This is a genomic window from Brevundimonas sp. 374, assembly GCF_900102995.1.
In the GTDB taxonomy this organism is placed as follows: domain Bacteria; phylum Pseudomonadota; class Alphaproteobacteria; order Caulobacterales; family Caulobacteraceae; genus Brevundimonas; species Brevundimonas vesicularis_C.
The window spans coordinates 66,415-83,922 of the sequence record NZ_FNKT01000001.1; the positions used below are offsets into that span (position 1 = coordinate 66,415).

Sequence of the window (17,508 nt, forward strand, 5' to 3'; positions counted from 1 at the left end):
ACGAAAGGTCCGGGGCGCAGCATCGACAGGGCGAAGTTCGCCCCCTAGGGTCGCGTATCGTTTTCGGCTGTGGGGCCATTAGTTCATGCGTCTTGTCTCTTCTTTCGCCGCCGTTTTGTTGGCGAGCGCCGCCTTGTCCGCCTGCGCCACCGCGTCCAATCCCGCTGCGGTTCACACCGTCCCGACTTTCGATGCGGCGCGGATCTCGCAGGATATTAAGACCCTGTCGGACGACAGCTTCGAGGGCAGGGGTATCGCTACTCCGGCCGAGGAAAAGGTCATCCGCTATCTGAGCGAAGGCTACGCCGCCGCCGGGTTTGAGCCGGGCGGGCCGAACGGTCAGTGGACGCAGGCCGTGATCCTGAACCGCTTCACCCAGTCCAATGTGCGGGCCTCGCTGAAGCTGGGCGACTGGACCCTGCCGATGACGCAAGGGCGCGAGGTCGCCATCTCGACCCGCCGCCCGGCCGAACACGTCAGTCTGAAGGACGCGCCGCTGGTCTTCGTCGGCTACGGCATCAACGCGCCCGAGCGGCAGTGGAACGACTTCAAGGGCCAGGACCTGCGCGGCAAGATCCTGGTCGTGCTGGTCAATGACGCCGACTTCGAGGAGCCGGCGCTGAACACCTTCGGCGGCAAGGCCATGACCTATTACGGCCGCTGGACCTACAAATACGAAGAGGCGGCCAAACAGGGGGCGGCGGGCGTGCTGATCGTGCACGAGACGGCGCCGGCGTCTTACGGCTGGCAGACGGTCGCCAACTCCTGGGGCGTGCCGCAGTTCGACATCCTGCGCCAGAATGCGGCGGCCGAACGCGTGCCGATGGAGGGCTGGATCCAGCGTGACGTGGCGGTCGACCTGTTCCGCCGCGCGGGTCTGGATTTCGATGCGCTGAAGGTCCAGGCGCGCAGCCGCGACTTCCAGCCCGTCGCCCTGACCGGCGCATCCTTCTCGACCGAGTTCGACGTGGCCACCAATCAGGTCACCAGCCACAATGTCATCGCCCGCCTGCCGGGCACGACCCATCCGGACGAGACGATCCTCTATACCGCCCACTGGGATCACATCGGCATGGGCGAGCCGGATGCGACCGGCGACCGCATCTTCAACGGGGCTGTGGACAACGCCTCGGGCACGGCGGGTCTGCTGGAGCTGGCGCGCATGTTCGGTCGCGCGCCGCGCACCGAACGCTCGATCGTGATGATCAGCTTCACCGGCGAGGAAAGCGGCCTGCTGGGTTCGGAATACTATGCGGTGAACCCGGTCTATCCGCTGGCCAAGACGGTGGGCGGGTTCAACATGGACTCCATGAACGTCTATGGCCGCGTCACCGGTCTGGGCGTAACCGGATATGGCCAGTCGGACTTCGACGAACGTCTGGCGGCGGCAATTCAGCCGCAAGGGCGGTCGCTGGTCCCGGACTACGAGAATGCGGCCGGCACCTATTACCGTTCGGACCACTTCCCGCTGGCCAAGCGCGGCGTGCCGATGGCCTATGCCGGCAGCCGGGGCGATTTCCGCGACGAACCGATCGCCGCGCGCGAGGCGGCGCGGTCGGAGTACGGCGCCAAACGCTATCACCAGGCGGCGGATGAATGGTCGCCCGACTGGGACTACAGCGGCATGATCGAGGACATGACCGTCTTCTACGATGTCGGTCGCGCCCTGGCGAACGGTCGCGACTGGCCGCAGTGGAAGTCGGGCTCAGAGTTCGCGCCGGTGCGCGCCACGACCGCGTCCGAACGCCGCTAGTCTTTTCACACATCAAGATGGGGCGGGGAGGAATCTCCGCCCCTTTGCCATTTCGCCTGTCGAGTCAGTTCAATGATCCATCGCCGTTCACCCCTCATCGCCCTTGCGGCGCTTGCGCTTGCCGCCTGCGCGACGACGCCGGTCGCATCGCCGGCGCCGAAGCTGGACGCTTTCGCCGTCGCCTCGGCCGCGACGCCTCAGTTCAGCGCCCAGCGCCTGTCGGACCACATCAAATATCTGGCGTCGGACGAGATGGAGGGACGGTTTCCCGGCCTGGTCGGCGAACGGCTGACCCTGGCCTATCTGCAGGCGCAGTATGAGGCGATGGGGCTGGAGCCGGGCGGGCGCAACGGATCATGGCTGCAGCCTGTCGATCTGGTCCGGTTCACGCCGGAGCGGCCGCCGACGGCCTCCTGGACCGGGGCGGACGGCATGGCGCATCCGTTGGTTTCCGGGACGGACATCACCCTGCGGGCCGGGTCGGCGGAACCGGTCGTGACGGCCGAGGCGCCGCTGGTCTTCGCCGGTTACGGCATTTCGGGGCCGACCTGGGACGACTATGGCAATGCGGACCTGACCGGCAAGGTCGTGGTCATTCTGCGCGGCCAGCCGATGGTGATGGGCGAGGATCCCAACTTCTACGGCTCGACAACGCACAAGACCCAGGAGGCGTTGAAGCGCGGAGCCGTGGGCGTCATTACACTTCAGGACCAGGATAACCGCTGGCGTCGCGCCGTGGGAGGCGCGACCCGGTCGCAGATGACGGTCAAGGGCGCTCAGGACCCGCGTTTCAGCGGATCCATCAACATGGCCACGGCGACGGCGATCAGCGGCACCGACTTGGAAACCGCCGTCGAGCGGGCGAAGACGACCGCCTTGGGGGGCGTTCTGGATCTGGGCTCGCGTCTCAGCGTCGATATCGCCGAGACGACCGAGGTCATCCACTCCAACAACCTGCTGGCCAAGATTCCCGGCACCGAGCGGCCTGACGAATACGTCTTCTATTCCGCCCACTGGGATCACGTCGGCAAGGCCCGGACCCCGAACGCCGAGGGTGACGACATCTTCAACGGCGCCTGGGACAATGCGTCGGGGACGGCTGGTCTGATCGAGATGGCGCGGGCGTTCAAGGCTGGACCGGCGCCGAAGCGCACCGTGATCTTCTTGCACGTCACGGCCGAGGAGCAGGGGCTGCTGGGGTCGGAAGCCTATGCCGCCGATCCGGTCTATCCGCTGGCCAAGACGGCGGCGGACATCAACATCGACATGCTGCCCTTCACGCCAGCGACGCGCGACGTGGCGGTGTTCGGCGTCGGCAAGTCAGAGCTGGAGGACATCCTAGGCCGGTTCGCCGCCGTGCAGGGGCGGGTGGTGACGGGCGACGGCTATCCGGAGGAAGGCTTCTACTACCGCTCCGACCACTTCAACTTCGCGGCCGGCGGGGTGCCGGCCCTGATGCCGTGGACAGGCCGCGATTTCGTCGAGGGCGGGATCGAGGCGGGCAAGCCCTATTACGAGGGCGCCATGGCCAAATACTATCACAAGCTGACCGACGAATGGCGGGCCGACTATGACTTCACCGCCGCCTTGCAGAACCTAGACCTGCTGTATCGGCTGGGGCTGACGGTGGCCGACAGCGAGAGCTGGCCCGCGTGGAAGCCGACGGCCGAGTTCAACGCCATCCGCGACCGCACGGCGGACCAGAGACGCTAGGCCTCAGGCCGCGCCGAACGGATAGGGGCTGACGGACTTGGACCAGTCATCGACCGCCAGGGGGCGGTCGATGGGGGCGGCGGCGCGTTCGGCGCAGGGGTGACGATGACACAGGCGGCAGGCCGGGCCGATGGGCGTGACCTCGGGGTTCTGCAGGTCGATGCCGTGGGCGTAGGCCAAGCGATGCGCGTGACGCAGTTCGCAACCCAGGCCGACGGCGAGGTCGTGGCGCTCATCATAACCGTCGTGGCCTTGCCGCTCGACCGTGCGGGCGAAGGTGAACCAGCGGCCGCCGTCTGGAGTTTCGATGATCTGGGTGACGATGCGGCCCGGCGTGCGGAAGGCCGAATGCAGCCGCCAGCGCGGGCAGGCGCCGCCGAAACGCGAGAAGGGAAAGGCGCCCGCCGCATAGCGTTTGGAGATGTTGCCCGCCTGATCGACACGCATCAGGAAGAAGGGCACGCCGCGCGCGGTGGGGCGCGACAGGGTGGTCAGGCGGTGCGCGGCCTGTTCGTAGCTGACGCCGAACCGGGCCTGGAGCCGAGCCAGATCGTAGCGCGTCTCTTCCGCCGCCCGCTGGAAGGCGGCGTAGGGCATCAGGGTCGCGGCGGCGAGCGTGTTGGTCAGGGCGACCTTCAGCAGCGATCGAGTGGGCGCGTCCGGGGCGTTCGAGGCCTCTGCCAGCGCGTTGAGCGCCGGCCCTTGCTCGGCCAGGGCCAGTTGATAGGCGATGGCGAAGGCGCGCGAGGACGGCCCCAGGGTTTCCGACAGCAGCAGACGGCGGCGGTGCAGGTCGTAACGGCGGGTCCATTCCACCATGACCTCGGCCGGCAGGGTGCGGACGCCGAGGTCGTGCCTGGCCGCCAGCCGATGGCGCGCGGCGGGTTCGAAGCCGTCGGCGTGGGCGGGCGCCTCGGCGGACAGGGTGTCGGACAGGGCCTCGCCCATCTGGTCAAGTTCAGGAAAATGGTTGCCGCGCGACTGGATGTATTCGCGCACCCATTCTGCGGGACTGGTCTCGATCGGGCTTTCGCCCGTCTCGGCCGCAGCGCGGGCGCGCGTGCGACCGTCATCGAAAGCCTGATAGAGGCGCAGCAGGGCGTCGGCCACGCCGGGCGCTTCTTCCAGCAGTTGCACCAGTTCATGCCGGGGCGCGGACAGGCCCTTGAACAGAGGGTCGGTTAGGATTTCCGTGAGCCGCGCCTCGTCCGCCGCCCCGCCCTGGTTCAGAGCGCGCAGATCCACGTCATAGGTGTCGGCCAATCGCAGCAGGAGCTGGGCTGAGACCGGGCGCTGGTTACGCTCTATGTGATTGAGATAACTTGGAGAAACGTCCAGATCGGCGGCCATCGCGGTCTGGGTCAGGCCCAGATCGCGCCGCAGCCGCTTGAGCCGGGCGCCCAGGAACAGTTTGCGGTCAGCGGCGGCGTTCATCGTCGCACGATGTCACAACGTGACTGACGAAGCAAAGTCATAGTGTGACAAGATGACTTCGTTGACGTGGTTCGATCTGTATCAGTTTTGACCGACGCGTGTTCTTGTCTCCGAGACGGCGGCTGCGGCCGCGCCCTTCAGAGACCGAGTTCGACCATGACCACCTTCGCCGATCTGGTGCCTTCGCCCGCCGGCCGTTTCGACGGCATCGAGCGCCCCTACACCCCTGAAGACGTCCTGCGTCTGCGCGGCTCGGTGCCGATCACCCATACGCTGGCCGAGCGCGGGGCCAACCGCCTTTGGCAGTTGCTGCACGACGAGCCCTTCATCAATGCGTTGGGCGCCGTCACCGGAAACCAGGCCATGCAGATGGTCCGCGCGGGTCTGAAGGCCATCTATCTGTCGGGTTGGCAGGTCGCGGCCGACGCCAATACGGCCGGCGCCATGTATCCCGACCAGTCGCTGTACCCGGCCAACGCCGCGCCGGAACTGTGCCGCCGCATCAACCGCACCCTGCAACGCGCCGATCAGATCGAGCATGCCGAGGGCGGGGCCAAGCGCGATTGGTTCGTTCCCATCGTCGCCGACGCGGAAGCCGGTTTCGGCGGGCCGCTGAACAGCTTCGAAATCATGAAGGCCTTCATCGAGGCGGGCGCGGCCGGCGTCCACTTCGAGGATCAGCTGGCGTCCGAGAAGAAGTGCGGCCACCTGGGCGGCAAGGTTCTGATCCCGACCCAGGCGCATGAGCGCAATCTGGTCGCCGCGCGTCTGGCCGCCGACGTCATGGGCACGCCGACGATCACGGTGGCTCGGACCGACGCCGAGAGCGCGCAACTGATCACCTCCGACATCGACGAGCGGGACCAGCCCTTCATCGATCGGGACAACCGCACGCCTGAGGGCTTCTTCCGCCTGAAGGAAGGCACGGGTCTGGACCACTGTATCGCGCGGGGTCTGTCCTACGCCAATATCGCCGACCTGCTGTGGTGGGAGACATCCCATCCGGATCTGGACGACGCCAAGAAGTTCGCGGAAGCCGTCCAGAAGGCCCATCCGGGCAAGCTGATGGCCTATAACTGCTCGCCGTCCTTCAACTGGAAGGCCAAGCTGGATGACGCCACCATCGCCAAGTTCCAGCGCGAGCTGGGGGCCATGGGCTACAAGTTCCAGTTCGTGACCCTGGCCGGCTTCCACAGCCTGAACAACTCCATGTTCGAGCTGGCGGACGGCTATCGCGATCGCGGCATGGCGGCCTATTCCGAGCTGCAACAGCGCGAGTTCGCCAACGAGGCCATCGGCTATACCGCCACCCGTCACCAGCGCGAAGTCGGCACCGGCTATTTCGACCAGGTCGCCACGGTTATCTCCAACGGCACGTCCTCGACGACGGCGCTGAAGGACTCGACCGAGACCGCCCAGTTCACCCACGCGGCTTAAACCGGAAAGGAACCCGCAAATGGAACCGCTGACCCGAACCGAAGCCATCATCGACTTCTGCCTGGCGCCCCTGGCGCTCGACACCGGCACGGAGGCCGAACGTGAGGTGCGTCGTCGTCTGACGCACGTGCTTCGGACCTATCAGTCCAAGACCGCAACGCCCGTCGCCGTGGACTTTTCGTCAATGCCGTCACAGGTCATCAACGAGGCGGCGCACGGCTACGAATAGACCGTCCGCTCAAGAAAAGGGCCCGCTCCGATCGCTCGGAGCGGGCCTTTTGTCGATCTGGGCAGAAAGACCTAGCGCGTCGTCGGGCCGGTGTTCAGCGATTGGGTGGTCGCAACCGCCGGGGTCGGAACAGGCGTCGCTTGCGGGACGGTGACCGAGATGGGCGTGCGCACCGGCGCGGCGCCGGTTTCTTGAGGATCGCCGACGACGATGGTGGTGATCTGCGTCGCCTCGGTGGTGCAGGTCGCCAGGTCGCGGGTGATGTGGCGGCCCAGGCAGAAGATGTCCTCATAGCTGGGGCGCGAGGCGGCCAGGCACTGGAACAGCATCAGCTTGGACATATCCATGCAGAACTCGCTGTTCGGCTCGTGCGTCAGGGCCTCGGTGTTGACCCGGGCCTCGTCGCCGCCGGCGCCGAGCGCGCCCAGAGCCGCGATGGCCAGAGAGCGGACGACGGCGGGGGTGTAGGGCGGGCCCTTGCGCGACGGCTCCAGCCCCAGTCCCGTGCCGCTGTTGGCGGCGGCGAACAGGCGGCTCGATTCTTCTGGTGAGGGCAGCATCTTTGCTGCCGACAAGGTCTTTGCGCTTTCCAGCCGCACTTCGCGGTTCGGGATCGGCGTAATGGCCCAGCGGCGGCGCGGATCGCTGCGGCCCTGGATGGTGTAGGCGTCCTGCTCGATCGCCTCAGCGATGGCGCGCATGGCGATGGCGTCCTTGCCCACCGTCGCCGAGATCAGGCCGGCGGCCGCGTCGGCGCCGGGCAGGGTGGCGGCATAGGCCGGATCGGCGACGATCTGGGCGACCATGCGCTGACGTTGCGCCGGATCGATCGCATACTGCTGCACGCCGGCGACGAACTCGGGCGCCTGCAGGGCGATGATGGCGCCGTATGCGATCAGCCCGCGCGACAGCTGGTCGGCGTCATAGGCCGAACCCTTGCGCAGGGCGGCCTGGATCGATTCTGCATCGGGGAAGCCGCCCGGCTGGATCGTCTGGGCTTCACGCAAGTACGCGACGTAGATCGCGGCGGCGTCGGCCACGCCCTGGTTCAGCGACACGGGGGGCGGCTTGCGGGCGGCCAGTTCGGCCGCCAGACGCTGGGCTTCCAGCTCGGCCTTCGAGGGTCCGCTCTCACAACTGGCGAGCAGGACAGCGGCGGCGAGGGCGGCAGCGGATAGGCCGCGGCTCAGTAGGGCCGTTTTCATGGAGACTTCCTCAGGCGAACACGCGCGCAAAAAGCGCCAATACTGTTGGCGCTTATAAGGCGGGCCTTATGGTTATCCGAAGGTTAATCGAACAGTTTCGACACCGATTCTTCGTTCGCGATCCGTCGGATAGCCTCTCCGACCAGCGGAGCCACGGAAACCGTTCGGATTTTCGGGCAGTTCAAAACTTCGTGGGGTTGCTCGATAGAGTTGGTGATCACCAGCTCCTTCAGCGGGCCGTCGGTGATGCGCTGGACAGCGGGGCCGGACAGGACGCCGTGGCTGATGTAGGCCGAAACCTCCGTCGCGCCCTGGTCGATCAGGGCCTTGGCGGCGTTGACCAGGGTGCCGCCCGAATCGACGATGTCGTCGAACAGGATGCAGCGGCGACCCTGCACGTCGCCGATGATGTTCATGACCTCGCTCTCGCCCGCCTTGGGCCGGCGCTTGTCGACGATGGCGAGATCGGCATCCAGGCGGCTGGCCAGGGCGCGGGCGCGCACCACGCCGCCGACGTCGGGCGAGACGATCATCAGGTCGTCGCCGCGGGCGTAGTTTTCCTTGATGTCCTGCGCCAGCACCGGGGTCGCGACCAGATTGTCGGTCGGAATGTCGAAGAAGCCCTGGATCTGACCCGCGTGCAGATCCATCGTCAGGACGCGGTCGGCGCCGGCGCGGGTGATGAGATTGGCCACCAGCTTGGCCGAGATCGGCGTGCGGCCGCCGGTCTTACGGTCCTGCCGCGCATAGCCGAAATAGGGGATGACGGCCGTGATCCGTTTCGCCGAGGCCCGCACCAGGGCGTCGGTGATGATCAACAGCTCCATCAGGTTGTCGTTGGCCGGATAGGAGGTCGACTGCAGGATGAAGACGTCCTCGCCGCGGACGTTTTCCTCGATGATGGCGAAGACCTCGTTGTCGGCGAACCGCTTGACCTGGGCCTTGGTCAGGGGCGCATCCAGGTGGTCGGCGATCGCCTGGGACAGTGCGCGGTTGGAGTTGCCTGAGAGCAGCTTCATCGGCCGGTCATCCTTTCGCCGTCATCCGCCCCCCATGAACGGCGGTCGGTTGGCGCGCTCTTTACCAGTGGAGCCGGGCAGGGCAAGTCGTATGCTGAGTTTTCCTCGGCATGGCGCGGCTCGGTTGCGGGTGCTAGAGGTCGCCGCGTTGGTTTCCGGGGAACGGCTTCAGGGCCGTCCTTCACACGTCATGGGGTCGTCCTTGTCCGCTTCTAAGTTCCGTTCCGGCATGGTGCTGATGGCCGCGGCGCTCGCCGCAGTGACGATTTCAGGCTGCGCGGGCAAGAACCGCCCCAAGCTGGCCTATGAGGAACGTCCGGTCGAGGCGCTCTACAACACCGGCTATGATCGGCTGCAGCAGCGCCGCTGGTCCGACGCCGTGGACTATTTCCAGGAAGTCGAACGCCAGCATCCCTATTCGGACTGGGCGCGTCGTTCGATCCTGATGCAGATCTACGCCTACTATCAGAATAACGCCTATGCCGACGCCATCGCGGCGGCCGACCGGTTCATCCAGCTGTTCCCCGGCAATCCGTCGGCGTCCTACGCCTTCTACATGAAGGCGGTCTGCAATTTCGAGCAGATCACTGACGTCGGTCGTGACCAGGGTTACGCAACCGCCGCCCTGGCGGGTCTGAAGGATGTCTCGCGCCGCTATCCGGGCACGCCCTATGCCTCGGACGCCGCCGTCAAGATCGACATGGTCAACGACCAGCTGGCCGGCAAGGAAATGAACATCGGCCGCTACTATCAGCGCGCCAACCAGCCGCTGGCGGCCCTGAACCGCTACAAGGCCGTGATCGCCAACCCGGACTTCCAGCGCACCTCGCATACGCCCGAAGCCCTGTATCGCCTGGTCGAGGTCAACCTTCAGCTGGGTCTGAAGGAAGAGGCGACGCGCAACGGCGCCGTGCTGGGCTACAACTACCCGGGCAGCCCCTGGTACGCCGAGGCCTATGCGCTGCTGACCGAAAATGGTCAGACGCCGGAGAAGGCGCCCGAGGGCAAGCGCGAGAGCTGGCTCCAGCGGATCATTCCGGGCTGATCACGCGACGGCTTGTGCAATCCGGCGGGGATCGGGATTCTGTCGGTCATGATTCGTTCCGCCGGCGCCTGACGCGATGCTGACCGCCCTTTCCATTCGTGACGTCGTCCTGGTGGACGTGCTCGATCTCGAGGTCGAGAATGGCCTGACCGTGCTGACCGGCGAAACCGGAGCCGGCAAGTCGATCATTCTGGACGCGCTCGGCCTGGCGCTTGGCGGGCGCGGCGATGCGGGCCTGGTGCGCAATGGCGCCAAACAGGCTGTGGCCACCGCCGTCTTCTCCGCCCCCGACGATCCCGATCTGCTGGCCCTGATCGCCGACAAGGGGTTCGAGGTGCAGCCGGGGGAAGATCTGATCCTTCGCCGCGTCTTGGGCGCCGACGGTCGTAGCCGGGCCTATGTCAACGATCAGCCGGCCGGCGTGACCGCCGTGCGCGAGATCGGCGCGGCCCTGGTCGAGGTGCATGGACAGCATGAGACGGTGGGCCTGCTGGATTGGCGCACGCACCGCGCGTCGTTGGACGCCTATGGCGGACTGCAGCCGCAGTTGTCGGCGGTCGCCTCGGCCTCCGCCAAGCTCAAGGCCGCCGAGGCGAAGCTGGCCGAGCTGAAGGCGCAGGCGGCGGACGCCGATGCGCGGCGCGAAGAGATCAGCCTGAACCTGTCCGAACTGGATGCGCTGGATCCGCGGGCTGACGAAGAGACGGAACTGGCAGGTGAACGCGCCCTGCTGGGCGCCGCCGAAAAGGCCATCGCCGATCTGGGCGACGCGCGCACTCAGCTTGGCGGCGACAAGCTGAGCCAGAAGTTGGGCGCGGCGTTGAGGGCTGTCGAACATGCGCGCCAGCGGGCCGGGCAGGCGGGCGCCGAGGGCAATCATCCGGTCATCGTCAAACTGTCGGCCGCCGTGGAGGCGATCGACCGCACCATGGTCGAGGCGGCGGAAGCCCTCGCCGCCGTGGACGCCGCCGCCGACGCCTTCGACTATGAGCCCGGCCGTCTGGACAAGGCCGAGGAGCGGTTGTTCGCCTTGCGCGCCGCCGCCCGCAAGCTGCACACCACGGTCGACGCCCTGCCGACCCTGCGCATTCGCCTGCGCGAGCAGCTGCGGCTGATCGAGGACGGGGAGGAGGCGCTGACCAACGCCGGGCGCGAGGCGGCCGAGGCGGCGGAAGCCTATGATCTGGCGGCCACTTTCCTGACCTCGGCACGGGAAGCCGCCGCCGAGCGGCTGACCGCCGCCGTCATGGGAGAACTGGGCCCGCTGAAGTTGGAGCGCGCGCGGTTCCGCGTGGCGCTGGAGCCGATCGAGGGCCGACGCGGGCCGGACGGCGTCGAGACGGTGCGCTTCCAGATCGCGACCAACGCCGGCACCGGCTTCGGCCCGCTGGACGCCATCGCCTCGGGCGGCGAGCTGGCGCGTTTCGCCCTGGCGATGAAAGCGGCCCTCGCAAGCCGTGAGGACATCCGTCAGCCCGTGATGATCTTCGACGAAGTCGATCAAGGCGTCGGCGGCGCGGTGGCCGAGGCTGTGGGGTCGCGCCTGAAACGCCTGTCGAACGGCGCCCAGGTCCTGGTCGTAACGCACAGTCCACAAGTCGCCGCGCGCGGCCATGCTCACTGGAAGGTGATGAAGGGCGACCGCGACGGCCTGACCACCACCACCGTCGTCGCCCTGGACGACCAGCGCCGTCAGGAGGAAATCGCCCGAATGCTGTCCGGCGCCGAGATCACCGACGAAGCACGCGCAGCGGCGCGGGCCTTGATCGGCTGACTAAACTTTTTAGGCGCTCAGGATCCAGCCTTCTTCCTGTTCGACCTGGGCGATCAACTCGGGCGAGGCGTCCTTGGGCGGGGCGAACGCCTTGACCAGGTCGCCGACCTCGTCCATCCGGGCGAGCGCCTCGGCCGTGGAGCGGACCTGGGCCTGGTCCTTGAACTCACCGGGTTGAGGCTTGGTCTCATGCATCGACGGCCAGACCTCGACAACCAGGGCCGACAAGGGTTCCACGTCATCGGGCATCAGCGCGCGCCAGCCGGTGCCGAAGGGCCAGACGGCGCCTGACGGGCCGAGGCTTTCCAGCAGCCGCCGCACGGCGGGGATGCCGACCAGGGTCTGGCCGCCCACGGCGCCCGCGCCGTGCATCTGCCACACGCTCTTGGGCTGAAGCCGACCCTTGCGAGCCGCGTTTTCTGTGGCGCGGAACTCGGGGATGTCGGCGCCGGAGCCTGCGGGCGGTTTGGTCGTGGTCAACCAGCGCTGGGCCTGTTTGGCGGGCGCGCCCCACAGAGGCCAGGCCTCGTCGGTCATCAGCCGGTTCATCTTGGCCGCGACCTGATAGCGGTTGTTGGTGTTGTCGGCCTTGTCCACGATGTTGGAGGCGATGAACTTCCACATCAGCTGCCACGGGGCCTGCCCCGCCGTTCCCTCCAGCCCCAGGCGCGCGGCCGTGCCGACGGGATAGCCAAAGTTGAAGTCCAGCCCGACCAGCACCCGGTCGCCGCGCTTTCTGTGGTCCGCCAGGATCGAGGCCAGCAGGGCTTCGCCCTCGGCCCGGGTCGCGACATTGTGCGTCTCGGTATAGAGGCGGAAGCGCACGTCGCGCTTGGCCACGCCGATCCACAGCGAGGTGTCGCCGAGCTTCTTGGTTTCGGCGGCGGTCCAGTCGGCGACGATATAGGCGTCGAAAAGGCGGGCCAAGGCGGCCTCCCTGATAAAGGCGTGTCGGTTAGGAGTGAGCCGGGCTTCTAACGCCGCATCGCGGCGACTGAAAGGCCCATGCGGCGTCTCAGCCCTTCAGCAGGGCCTCCAGATGCGACAACCAGCGGCGGCCGAGACGAAGCGCCTCGCCCGGCGAGCCGGTCTGGACGGGCAGGGCGGCGTCCCACAGGGCCAGTTCGAACTCTGGGTGGCGGGCGTCGGCGAACATCAGGCGCAGCACGACCTGTTCGGCGTCGGGGGCCAGCACGTCCAGCGATTTGCGCGCCTCGCCTCGGCGAATGCGGGCGACGACGTGGCCATCCACGATAACCTCGCCCCCCTCGACCTCATCAAAGGCGTAGACCAGGCCGTGGGCGCCGTTGGCCCACAGCACGACGACCTGTTCGACGTCGAAGTTCAGGGCGCAGGCGCGACCTTCGCCCGGCGACACGGCCTCGACCTCCGGCGCGGCGCCCAGGGTCTTGAGCATGGCGCGGTGCAGGCGGCGCGGCGGCTCCATCCACCACGACAGCGCCAGGGCCAGGGTCGTCAGCAGGGCCGCCGCGAGGGCGATCAGCAGCACCACCCGCAAGACGTCGGCCATGGTCGTCAGGCCTCTAGATCAATGTCGACCACCACGGGAACGTGGTCGCTGGGTTTTTCCATGTCCCGGGCGTCGCGATGGGTCTCGATCCCCCGGAACCGGTCGGCGGCCTGTGGCGACAGCAGGGCGAAGTCGATGCGGATGCCGTGGTCCCGCTGCCAGGCGCCGGCCTGATAGTCCCAGAAGGTGTAGGTGCCGGCGGGTTCGCCGCCGATCTCGTGCGCGTCGGCCAAGCCCAGGTTCTTCAGGGCTCGGAAAGCCTGACGGCTCTGAGGCTGGAACAGGGCGTCGTCGGTCCAGGCGGCCGGATTTTTCGTGTCCTCCGCCTCGGGGATGACGTTGTAGTCGCCGCACAGGGCCAGCGGCTCCTCGAACGCCAGCAGATCCAGGGCATGGCGGTTGAACCGATCGAACCAGGCGAGTTTGTAATCGAACTTCTCGGTCCCGATCGGATTGCCGTTCGGCAGATAGATGGCGCCGACGCGAATGGGCCGGGGCGCCTCGACCAGGGCCTCAATATAGCGCGCCTGTTCGTCGGTCTCGTCGCCGGGCAGGCCGCGTCGGATGTCGGACAGCGGATACTTCGACAGCAGGGCGACGCCGTTGTAGCTCTTCTGCCCGTGGGTCTCGACATTGTAGCCCAGGCTCTCGAAAGCCTCGCGCGGGAACTTCTCGTCCACGCATTTGATCTCCTGGAAACAGGCGACGTCGGGGGCGGCCTGCTCCAGCCACGCCAGCACGGTGGGCAGGCGGGCGTTGACGGAGTTCACGTTCCAAGTGGCGATGCGCATGACGGCGACGCTAGGCTGCGTCTCGGTTTTGGAAAAGAGGGCGTAAAAGAAAAGGGCCGCCGGATCGCTCCGACGGCCCTTGGATCAGTCCTTTGACTGGCTTAGAGGCGACCGCCGGCGGGCGCCGCGGCAGCGGCCGGAGCCGTCGTCAGCTTGCAGCCGCCGCCGATCTGCTGGGCGGTGGCGCAAGGATAGATCTGCTGAACGACATTTTCGGCGTTCAAGCGAGCGATGACGCCATCGGCGCCGTCGCACTTGGCCTCATAGAAGACGCCGTTGGCGTTCTGACCCATCAGGCGGGCTTCGGTGACGTTGCAGGACGCCGCTTCCGAACCGGCCAGCAGAGTCTTCACGAAGGCGGCGTTCTCAGCGGTCGTTGTGAACTCGCACGTCCCACGCTCAGCGACGATCTGAATGCAGGGTGTTTTCGTCCAGGTCGCAGCCTGCTGCTTGATCCAGTAGCCAGGCCCGTCCGAGCAGCCCACCTCATAGACGACTGCGCCGTCGCTGGACTGTCCGCGCAGCTTCGCCTGATCAACGGTGCAAGCAACGCCTGCGTCCTTCGCATACTGGCGCAGGAACTTCTGGACATCGGTATTGGCCGCCAGCGTGCACTGAGCAGGCGATGCGGTCGGGTCGGCGGCGCGCGCCACCTCGGCGGAATGCGCCAGAATGATGCAGCTGCTCGCTTCGGGCGGGGTCTTGGTTTCGACGATGTAGCCCGGTGCGGTTCCGCAGGCGACTTCATAAACCGTCGTGTCGGCCGCAGTCTTGCCGAGCAACTTGGCTTCGCTGACCTGACAGCCCGTGGTCGTCAGAGCCATCTGCGCCTGGGCGGCGGCCAGGATTTGCTCGGGCGTCGGCGGGGCAGGCGCGCGTTCGCGGCGTTGGCGGCCGGCGGCGGCGCGGGATGTGCCCTGGGTTACGGCGGCTTCGTCGCCGCTGTTGCGAGGTTGCTGGCGCTCTTGGGCCATGGCGGGCGCGACGGCGAAGGCGCTGAACACAAGCGCCGCAAAGGCGGCGGCGAGGCGGGACTTCATGGAAACACCTTGGGTTTCTGAATGCAAGGCCGCTTCGTGGCGGTGTATTTGGGCGGGGTCAAGGCGGGTGTGGACGGCGGCGAGGGACACGGGCTAAGTATCTGCGCGTTTCGATTGGAGACTGACTTGGCTGATGGAACGGCGCCGACGACGGCCGCGAAGGATGGGCGGGGCCTGACCTATCCGTTCGACGCCGTGCCCGGCGCGGGCGAGGCGATCGAGGTCGCGCGAGGCGTGCGGTGGCTGAGGTTTGCCCTGCCGTTTCAACTGGATCACGTGAATGTCTATGCGATCCGGGACGGCGACGGTTGGGTCGTCGTCGATACGGGTTTGAAGACATCCACGACCGTTGCTGCATGGGAGACGGCGCTGGATGGCGCGCTGGGCGGCAGGCCCGTGACGCGCTTGATCTGCACCCATATGCATCCCGATCACATCGGACTGGCGGGCTGGCTTTGCGAGCGGTCGGGCGCGCCGTTGCTGATGTCGCGACTGGAGTATGTGACCGCGAGGATGCTGATGGCCGAGGAGGCGGGCGATGCGCCGGTGGACGGTGAGCGGCACTATCGTGCGGCGGGTTGGGGCGATGAGGAGATCGCGCGCTGGCGGGCCGACTACGGCGGGTTCGGCAAGGGCGTGTCGACAATGCCGCGCAGCTATCTGCGATTGTCCGACGGCGACATTGTTCAGATCGGTGGAGACGATTGGAGCGTGGTCGTCGGGTCAGGCCACAGCCCGGAGCATGTCTGCCTGTGGCGGCGGTCGGACGACGTCTTCATAGTCGGGGATCAGATCCTGCCTCGCATTTCGTCTAATGTTTCGGTCTGGTCGACGGAGCCGGAAGCCGACCCTCTGGGAGACTGGATGGACTCGCTGGACAAGCTGAGGGCGCTGTTGCCGGAGGGCGCGTTCGTCCTGCCGGCGCATGGCGAACCCTTCTATGGCGTCCACGCGCGGCTCGATGCCCTGAAGCGAGGGCATGAGGTCGCGTTGAAACGGCTTGAGCGGACGTTGCGTCAACCGTCTAGGGTGATCGACGGCTTCTCCGCCGTCTTCGGTCGAGCGGTCGGGGACGGGGTGCTGGGCATGGCCACGGGCGAGGCCCAGGCGCACCTGAACTATCTGGAACGACGCGGCCGCGCCCAGCGGACGCGGGACGAGAGCGGCGTCGATTGGTGGAGCGCCGTCGCACAGGACGAGGAAACGACGTGAGCGAACATATCCGCAGCGAACTGGCCGACGGCGTCCTGACCGTCACCCTGGACCGGGCCGACAAGAAGAACGCCATCACCCAGGCCATGTATTCGGCCCTGGCCGAGGCGACGGAGCGGGCGCGCACCGACAATGCGGTGCGGGTGCTGCTGCTGCGCGCCGAGGGCGACAGCTTCTCGGCCGGCAATGACATTCAGGATTTCATCGCCCTAGGGTCGCAAGGGGCGGGGCCGGGCGACATGCCTGTGTTTCGTTTCCTGAAGGCGCTGGCGGATCTGGACAAGCCGGCTGTGGCGGCGGTGAAGGGGCGGGCGGTCGGGATCGGTCTGACCATGCTGCTGCACTGCGATCTGGTGGTTGTGGCGGAGGACGCGCTGCTGTCCGTGCCCTTCGTCAATCTGGCCCTGGCGCCCGAGGCGGCGTCCAGCCTCTTGCTGCCGGCCGTGATCGGGCATCAGCGGGCCTTCGAACTGTTCGCGCTGGGCGAGCCGCTGGATGGCCGGACGGCCCTGGCGTGGGGTATCGCCAATCGCGCGGTCCCGGCCGATCAGGTCGAGGCGATGGCGGCGGAACTGGCGGCCAAGGTGGCGGCCCGAGCGCCCAACTCTATCCGCAAGACCAAGCGGCTGATGCGTGACGTCGAAGGTCTATGGGCGCTGATGCAGCGTGAGGGTGAAGCCTTCGGCTCTCAGATGAAGAGCCCCGAAGCGATGGAGGCTTTCACGGCCTTTATGCAGAAGCGGGCGCCGGACTTTTCGAAGGCGGGTTGAGCGGTCGTCGCAAGGCCTTGCCTTGATTTGGTGCAGCTTTGCTTCTAGGTGCGCGCGCCGATGTCGCACGCCCTTTCCATACCTCCGGCCGCAAGCCGTATCCAAGCCGAGACCCCGGCCGACGCCGAAGGCGTGGATGCACTCGTCATGGCCGCCTTCGGGCCTGGCCGGTTCGCCAAGACGGCCGAGCGTCTGCGAGAAGGTTCGCAGCCAAGCGCGGGCTTTGTCGTGAAGAGCGACGGGGAAGTCGTGGGCTCGGTGCGGCTATGGCCGGTCGTGGTTGGAGACACCTCGGCTCTGTTTTTGGGGCCGATCGCGGTGGACGCCGGCCGCCGTAGCGACGGTCTGGGCGCCGAACTGGTTCAGGCGTGCGTGGATCAGGCACGGACGCTGGACGTCGGCGGCGTGCTGCTGGTCGGGGACGCGGCCTATTTCGCGCGGTTCGGATTTGTACCTGCGCCCGAGGCGATCCTGCCCGGACCCGTGGATCGTCGCCGCGTCCTGTGGTTGGGGACCGGCGTGGATCAGGTTTCGGGTTCGGTTCGCATCGGCTGA

Annotated in this window: 16 protein-coding genes; 9 read left to right on the top strand and 7 right to left on the bottom strand. The window is 67.1% G+C overall.

All coding sequences use genetic code 11. The annotated features are described in order from the left end of the window. Positions 1 to 85 precede the first annotated feature (85 nt). Positions 86 to 1,753, top strand: a complete 1,668-nt coding sequence (locus tag BLR19_RS00265; RefSeq protein ID WP_091745851.1) for a M28 family metallopeptidase — start codon at positions 86 to 88, stop codon at positions 1,751 to 1,753. Positions 1,754 to 1,825: 72 nt separating this feature from the next. Next, a complete protein-coding gene (locus tag BLR19_RS00270; protein WP_091745854.1) occupies positions 1,826 to 3,466 on the top strand; it encodes a M28 family peptidase in 1,641 nt (546 codons plus the stop codon). Positions 3,467 to 3,469: 3 nt separating this feature from the next. Here the strand turns inward: BLR19_RS00270 and BLR19_RS00275 are convergent, their stop codons facing one another. Continuing rightward, positions 3,470 to 4,900: a helix-turn-helix domain-containing protein gene (locus BLR19_RS00275; protein WP_091745857.1), complete on the bottom strand. Its 1,431-nt coding sequence runs from the start codon at positions 4,898 to 4,900 to the stop codon at positions 3,470 to 3,472. A 156-nt stretch (positions 4,901 to 5,056) separates the two neighbouring features. Here BLR19_RS00275 and aceA point away from each other — a divergent pair, with 156 nt between their 5' ends. Continuing rightward, positions 5,057 to 6,337 carry an isocitrate lyase gene (aceA, locus tag BLR19_RS00280; protein WP_017504162.1) on the top strand — a complete coding sequence of 427 codons (1,281 nt, stop codon included), beginning with the start codon at positions 5,057 to 5,059 and terminating at the stop codon, positions 6,335 to 6,337. 19 nt (positions 6,338 to 6,356) lie between these two features. Next, a complete protein-coding gene (locus BLR19_RS00285; RefSeq protein ID WP_045810109.1) occupies positions 6,357 to 6,566 on the top strand; it encodes a hypothetical protein in 210 nt (69 codons plus the stop codon). A 71-nt stretch (positions 6,567 to 6,637) separates the two neighbouring features. Here the strand turns inward: BLR19_RS00285 and BLR19_RS00290 are convergent, their stop codons facing one another. Continuing rightward, complete coding sequence (locus BLR19_RS00290; RefSeq protein ID WP_091745859.1) at positions 6,638 to 7,771, bottom strand: hypothetical protein; 1,134 nt, start codon at positions 7,769 to 7,771, stop codon at positions 6,638 to 6,640. An 83-nt stretch (positions 7,772 to 7,854) separates the two neighbouring features. Continuing rightward, the gene (locus BLR19_RS00295) at positions 7,855 to 8,790 is read right to left on the bottom strand and encodes a ribose-phosphate pyrophosphokinase (protein WP_091745862.1); all 936 of its coding nucleotides are present in this window, start codon (positions 8,788 to 8,790) and stop codon (positions 7,855 to 7,857) included. A gap of 190 nt (positions 8,791 to 8,980) precedes the next feature. On the opposite strand from BLR19_RS00295, the gene BLR19_RS00300 reads away from it, so the two are divergent. Both BLR19_RS00300 and recN read left to right on the top strand, forming a co-directional pair. Beyond that, positions 8,981 to 9,835: an outer membrane protein assembly factor BamD gene (locus BLR19_RS00300; protein WP_091745865.1), complete on the top strand. Its 855-nt coding sequence runs from the start codon at positions 8,981 to 8,983 to the stop codon at positions 9,833 to 9,835. A 76-nt stretch (positions 9,836 to 9,911) separates the two neighbouring features. Beyond that, on the top strand, positions 9,912 to 11,609 hold the full coding sequence (recN, locus tag BLR19_RS00305) for a DNA repair protein RecN (protein ID WP_091745868.1): 1,698 nt from the start codon (positions 9,912 to 9,914) through the stop codon (positions 11,607 to 11,609). A 9-nt stretch (positions 11,610 to 11,618) separates the two neighbouring features. Here the strand turns inward: recN and BLR19_RS00310 are convergent, their stop codons facing one another. From BLR19_RS00310 to BLR19_RS00325, 4 genes are all read right to left on the bottom strand, one after another. Next, positions 11,619 to 12,536 (bottom strand): cobalamin biosynthesis protein CbiG, encoded by a 918-nt coding sequence (locus BLR19_RS00310; protein WP_091745871.1) that lies wholly within the window; start codon positions 12,534 to 12,536, stop codon positions 11,619 to 11,621. 88 nt (positions 12,537 to 12,624) lie between these two features. Beyond that, a complete protein-coding gene (locus BLR19_RS00315) occupies positions 12,625 to 13,140 on the bottom strand; it encodes a hypothetical protein (RefSeq protein WP_091745874.1) in 516 nt (171 codons plus the stop codon). Between the two features lie 5 nt (positions 13,141 to 13,145). Then, on the bottom strand, positions 13,146 to 13,931 hold the full coding sequence (xth, locus tag BLR19_RS00320) for an exodeoxyribonuclease III (RefSeq protein WP_091745877.1): 786 nt from the start codon (positions 13,929 to 13,931) through the stop codon (positions 13,146 to 13,148). 101 nt (positions 13,932 to 14,032) lie between these two features. After that, positions 14,033 to 14,971, bottom strand: a complete 939-nt coding sequence (locus BLR19_RS00325) for a hypothetical protein (RefSeq protein WP_218119289.1) — start codon at positions 14,969 to 14,971, stop codon at positions 14,033 to 14,035. A 126-nt stretch (positions 14,972 to 15,097) separates the two neighbouring features. On the opposite strand from BLR19_RS00325, the gene BLR19_RS00330 reads away from it, so the two are divergent. Genes BLR19_RS00330 through BLR19_RS00340 form a run of 3 tightly spaced genes read left to right on the top strand, consistent with a single transcriptional unit; the run spans position 15,098 to position 17,508 of the window. Beyond that, on the top strand, positions 15,098 to 16,183 hold the full coding sequence (locus BLR19_RS00330; protein WP_091745880.1) for an MBL fold metallo-hydrolase: 1,086 nt from the start codon (positions 15,098 to 15,100) through the stop codon (positions 16,181 to 16,183). Then, positions 16,180 to 16,953 carry an enoyl-CoA hydratase gene (locus BLR19_RS00335; protein ID WP_091745884.1) on the top strand — a complete coding sequence of 258 codons (774 nt, stop codon included), beginning with the start codon at positions 16,180 to 16,182 and terminating at the stop codon, positions 16,951 to 16,953. Before BLR19_RS00330 ends, BLR19_RS00335 begins: the two co-directional genes overlap by 4 nt. A 60-nt stretch (positions 16,954 to 17,013) precedes the next feature. Continuing rightward, positions 17,014 to 17,508 (top strand): GNAT family N-acetyltransferase, encoded by a 495-nt coding sequence (locus tag BLR19_RS00340; RefSeq protein ID WP_091745888.1) that lies wholly within the window; start codon positions 17,014 to 17,016, stop codon positions 17,506 to 17,508.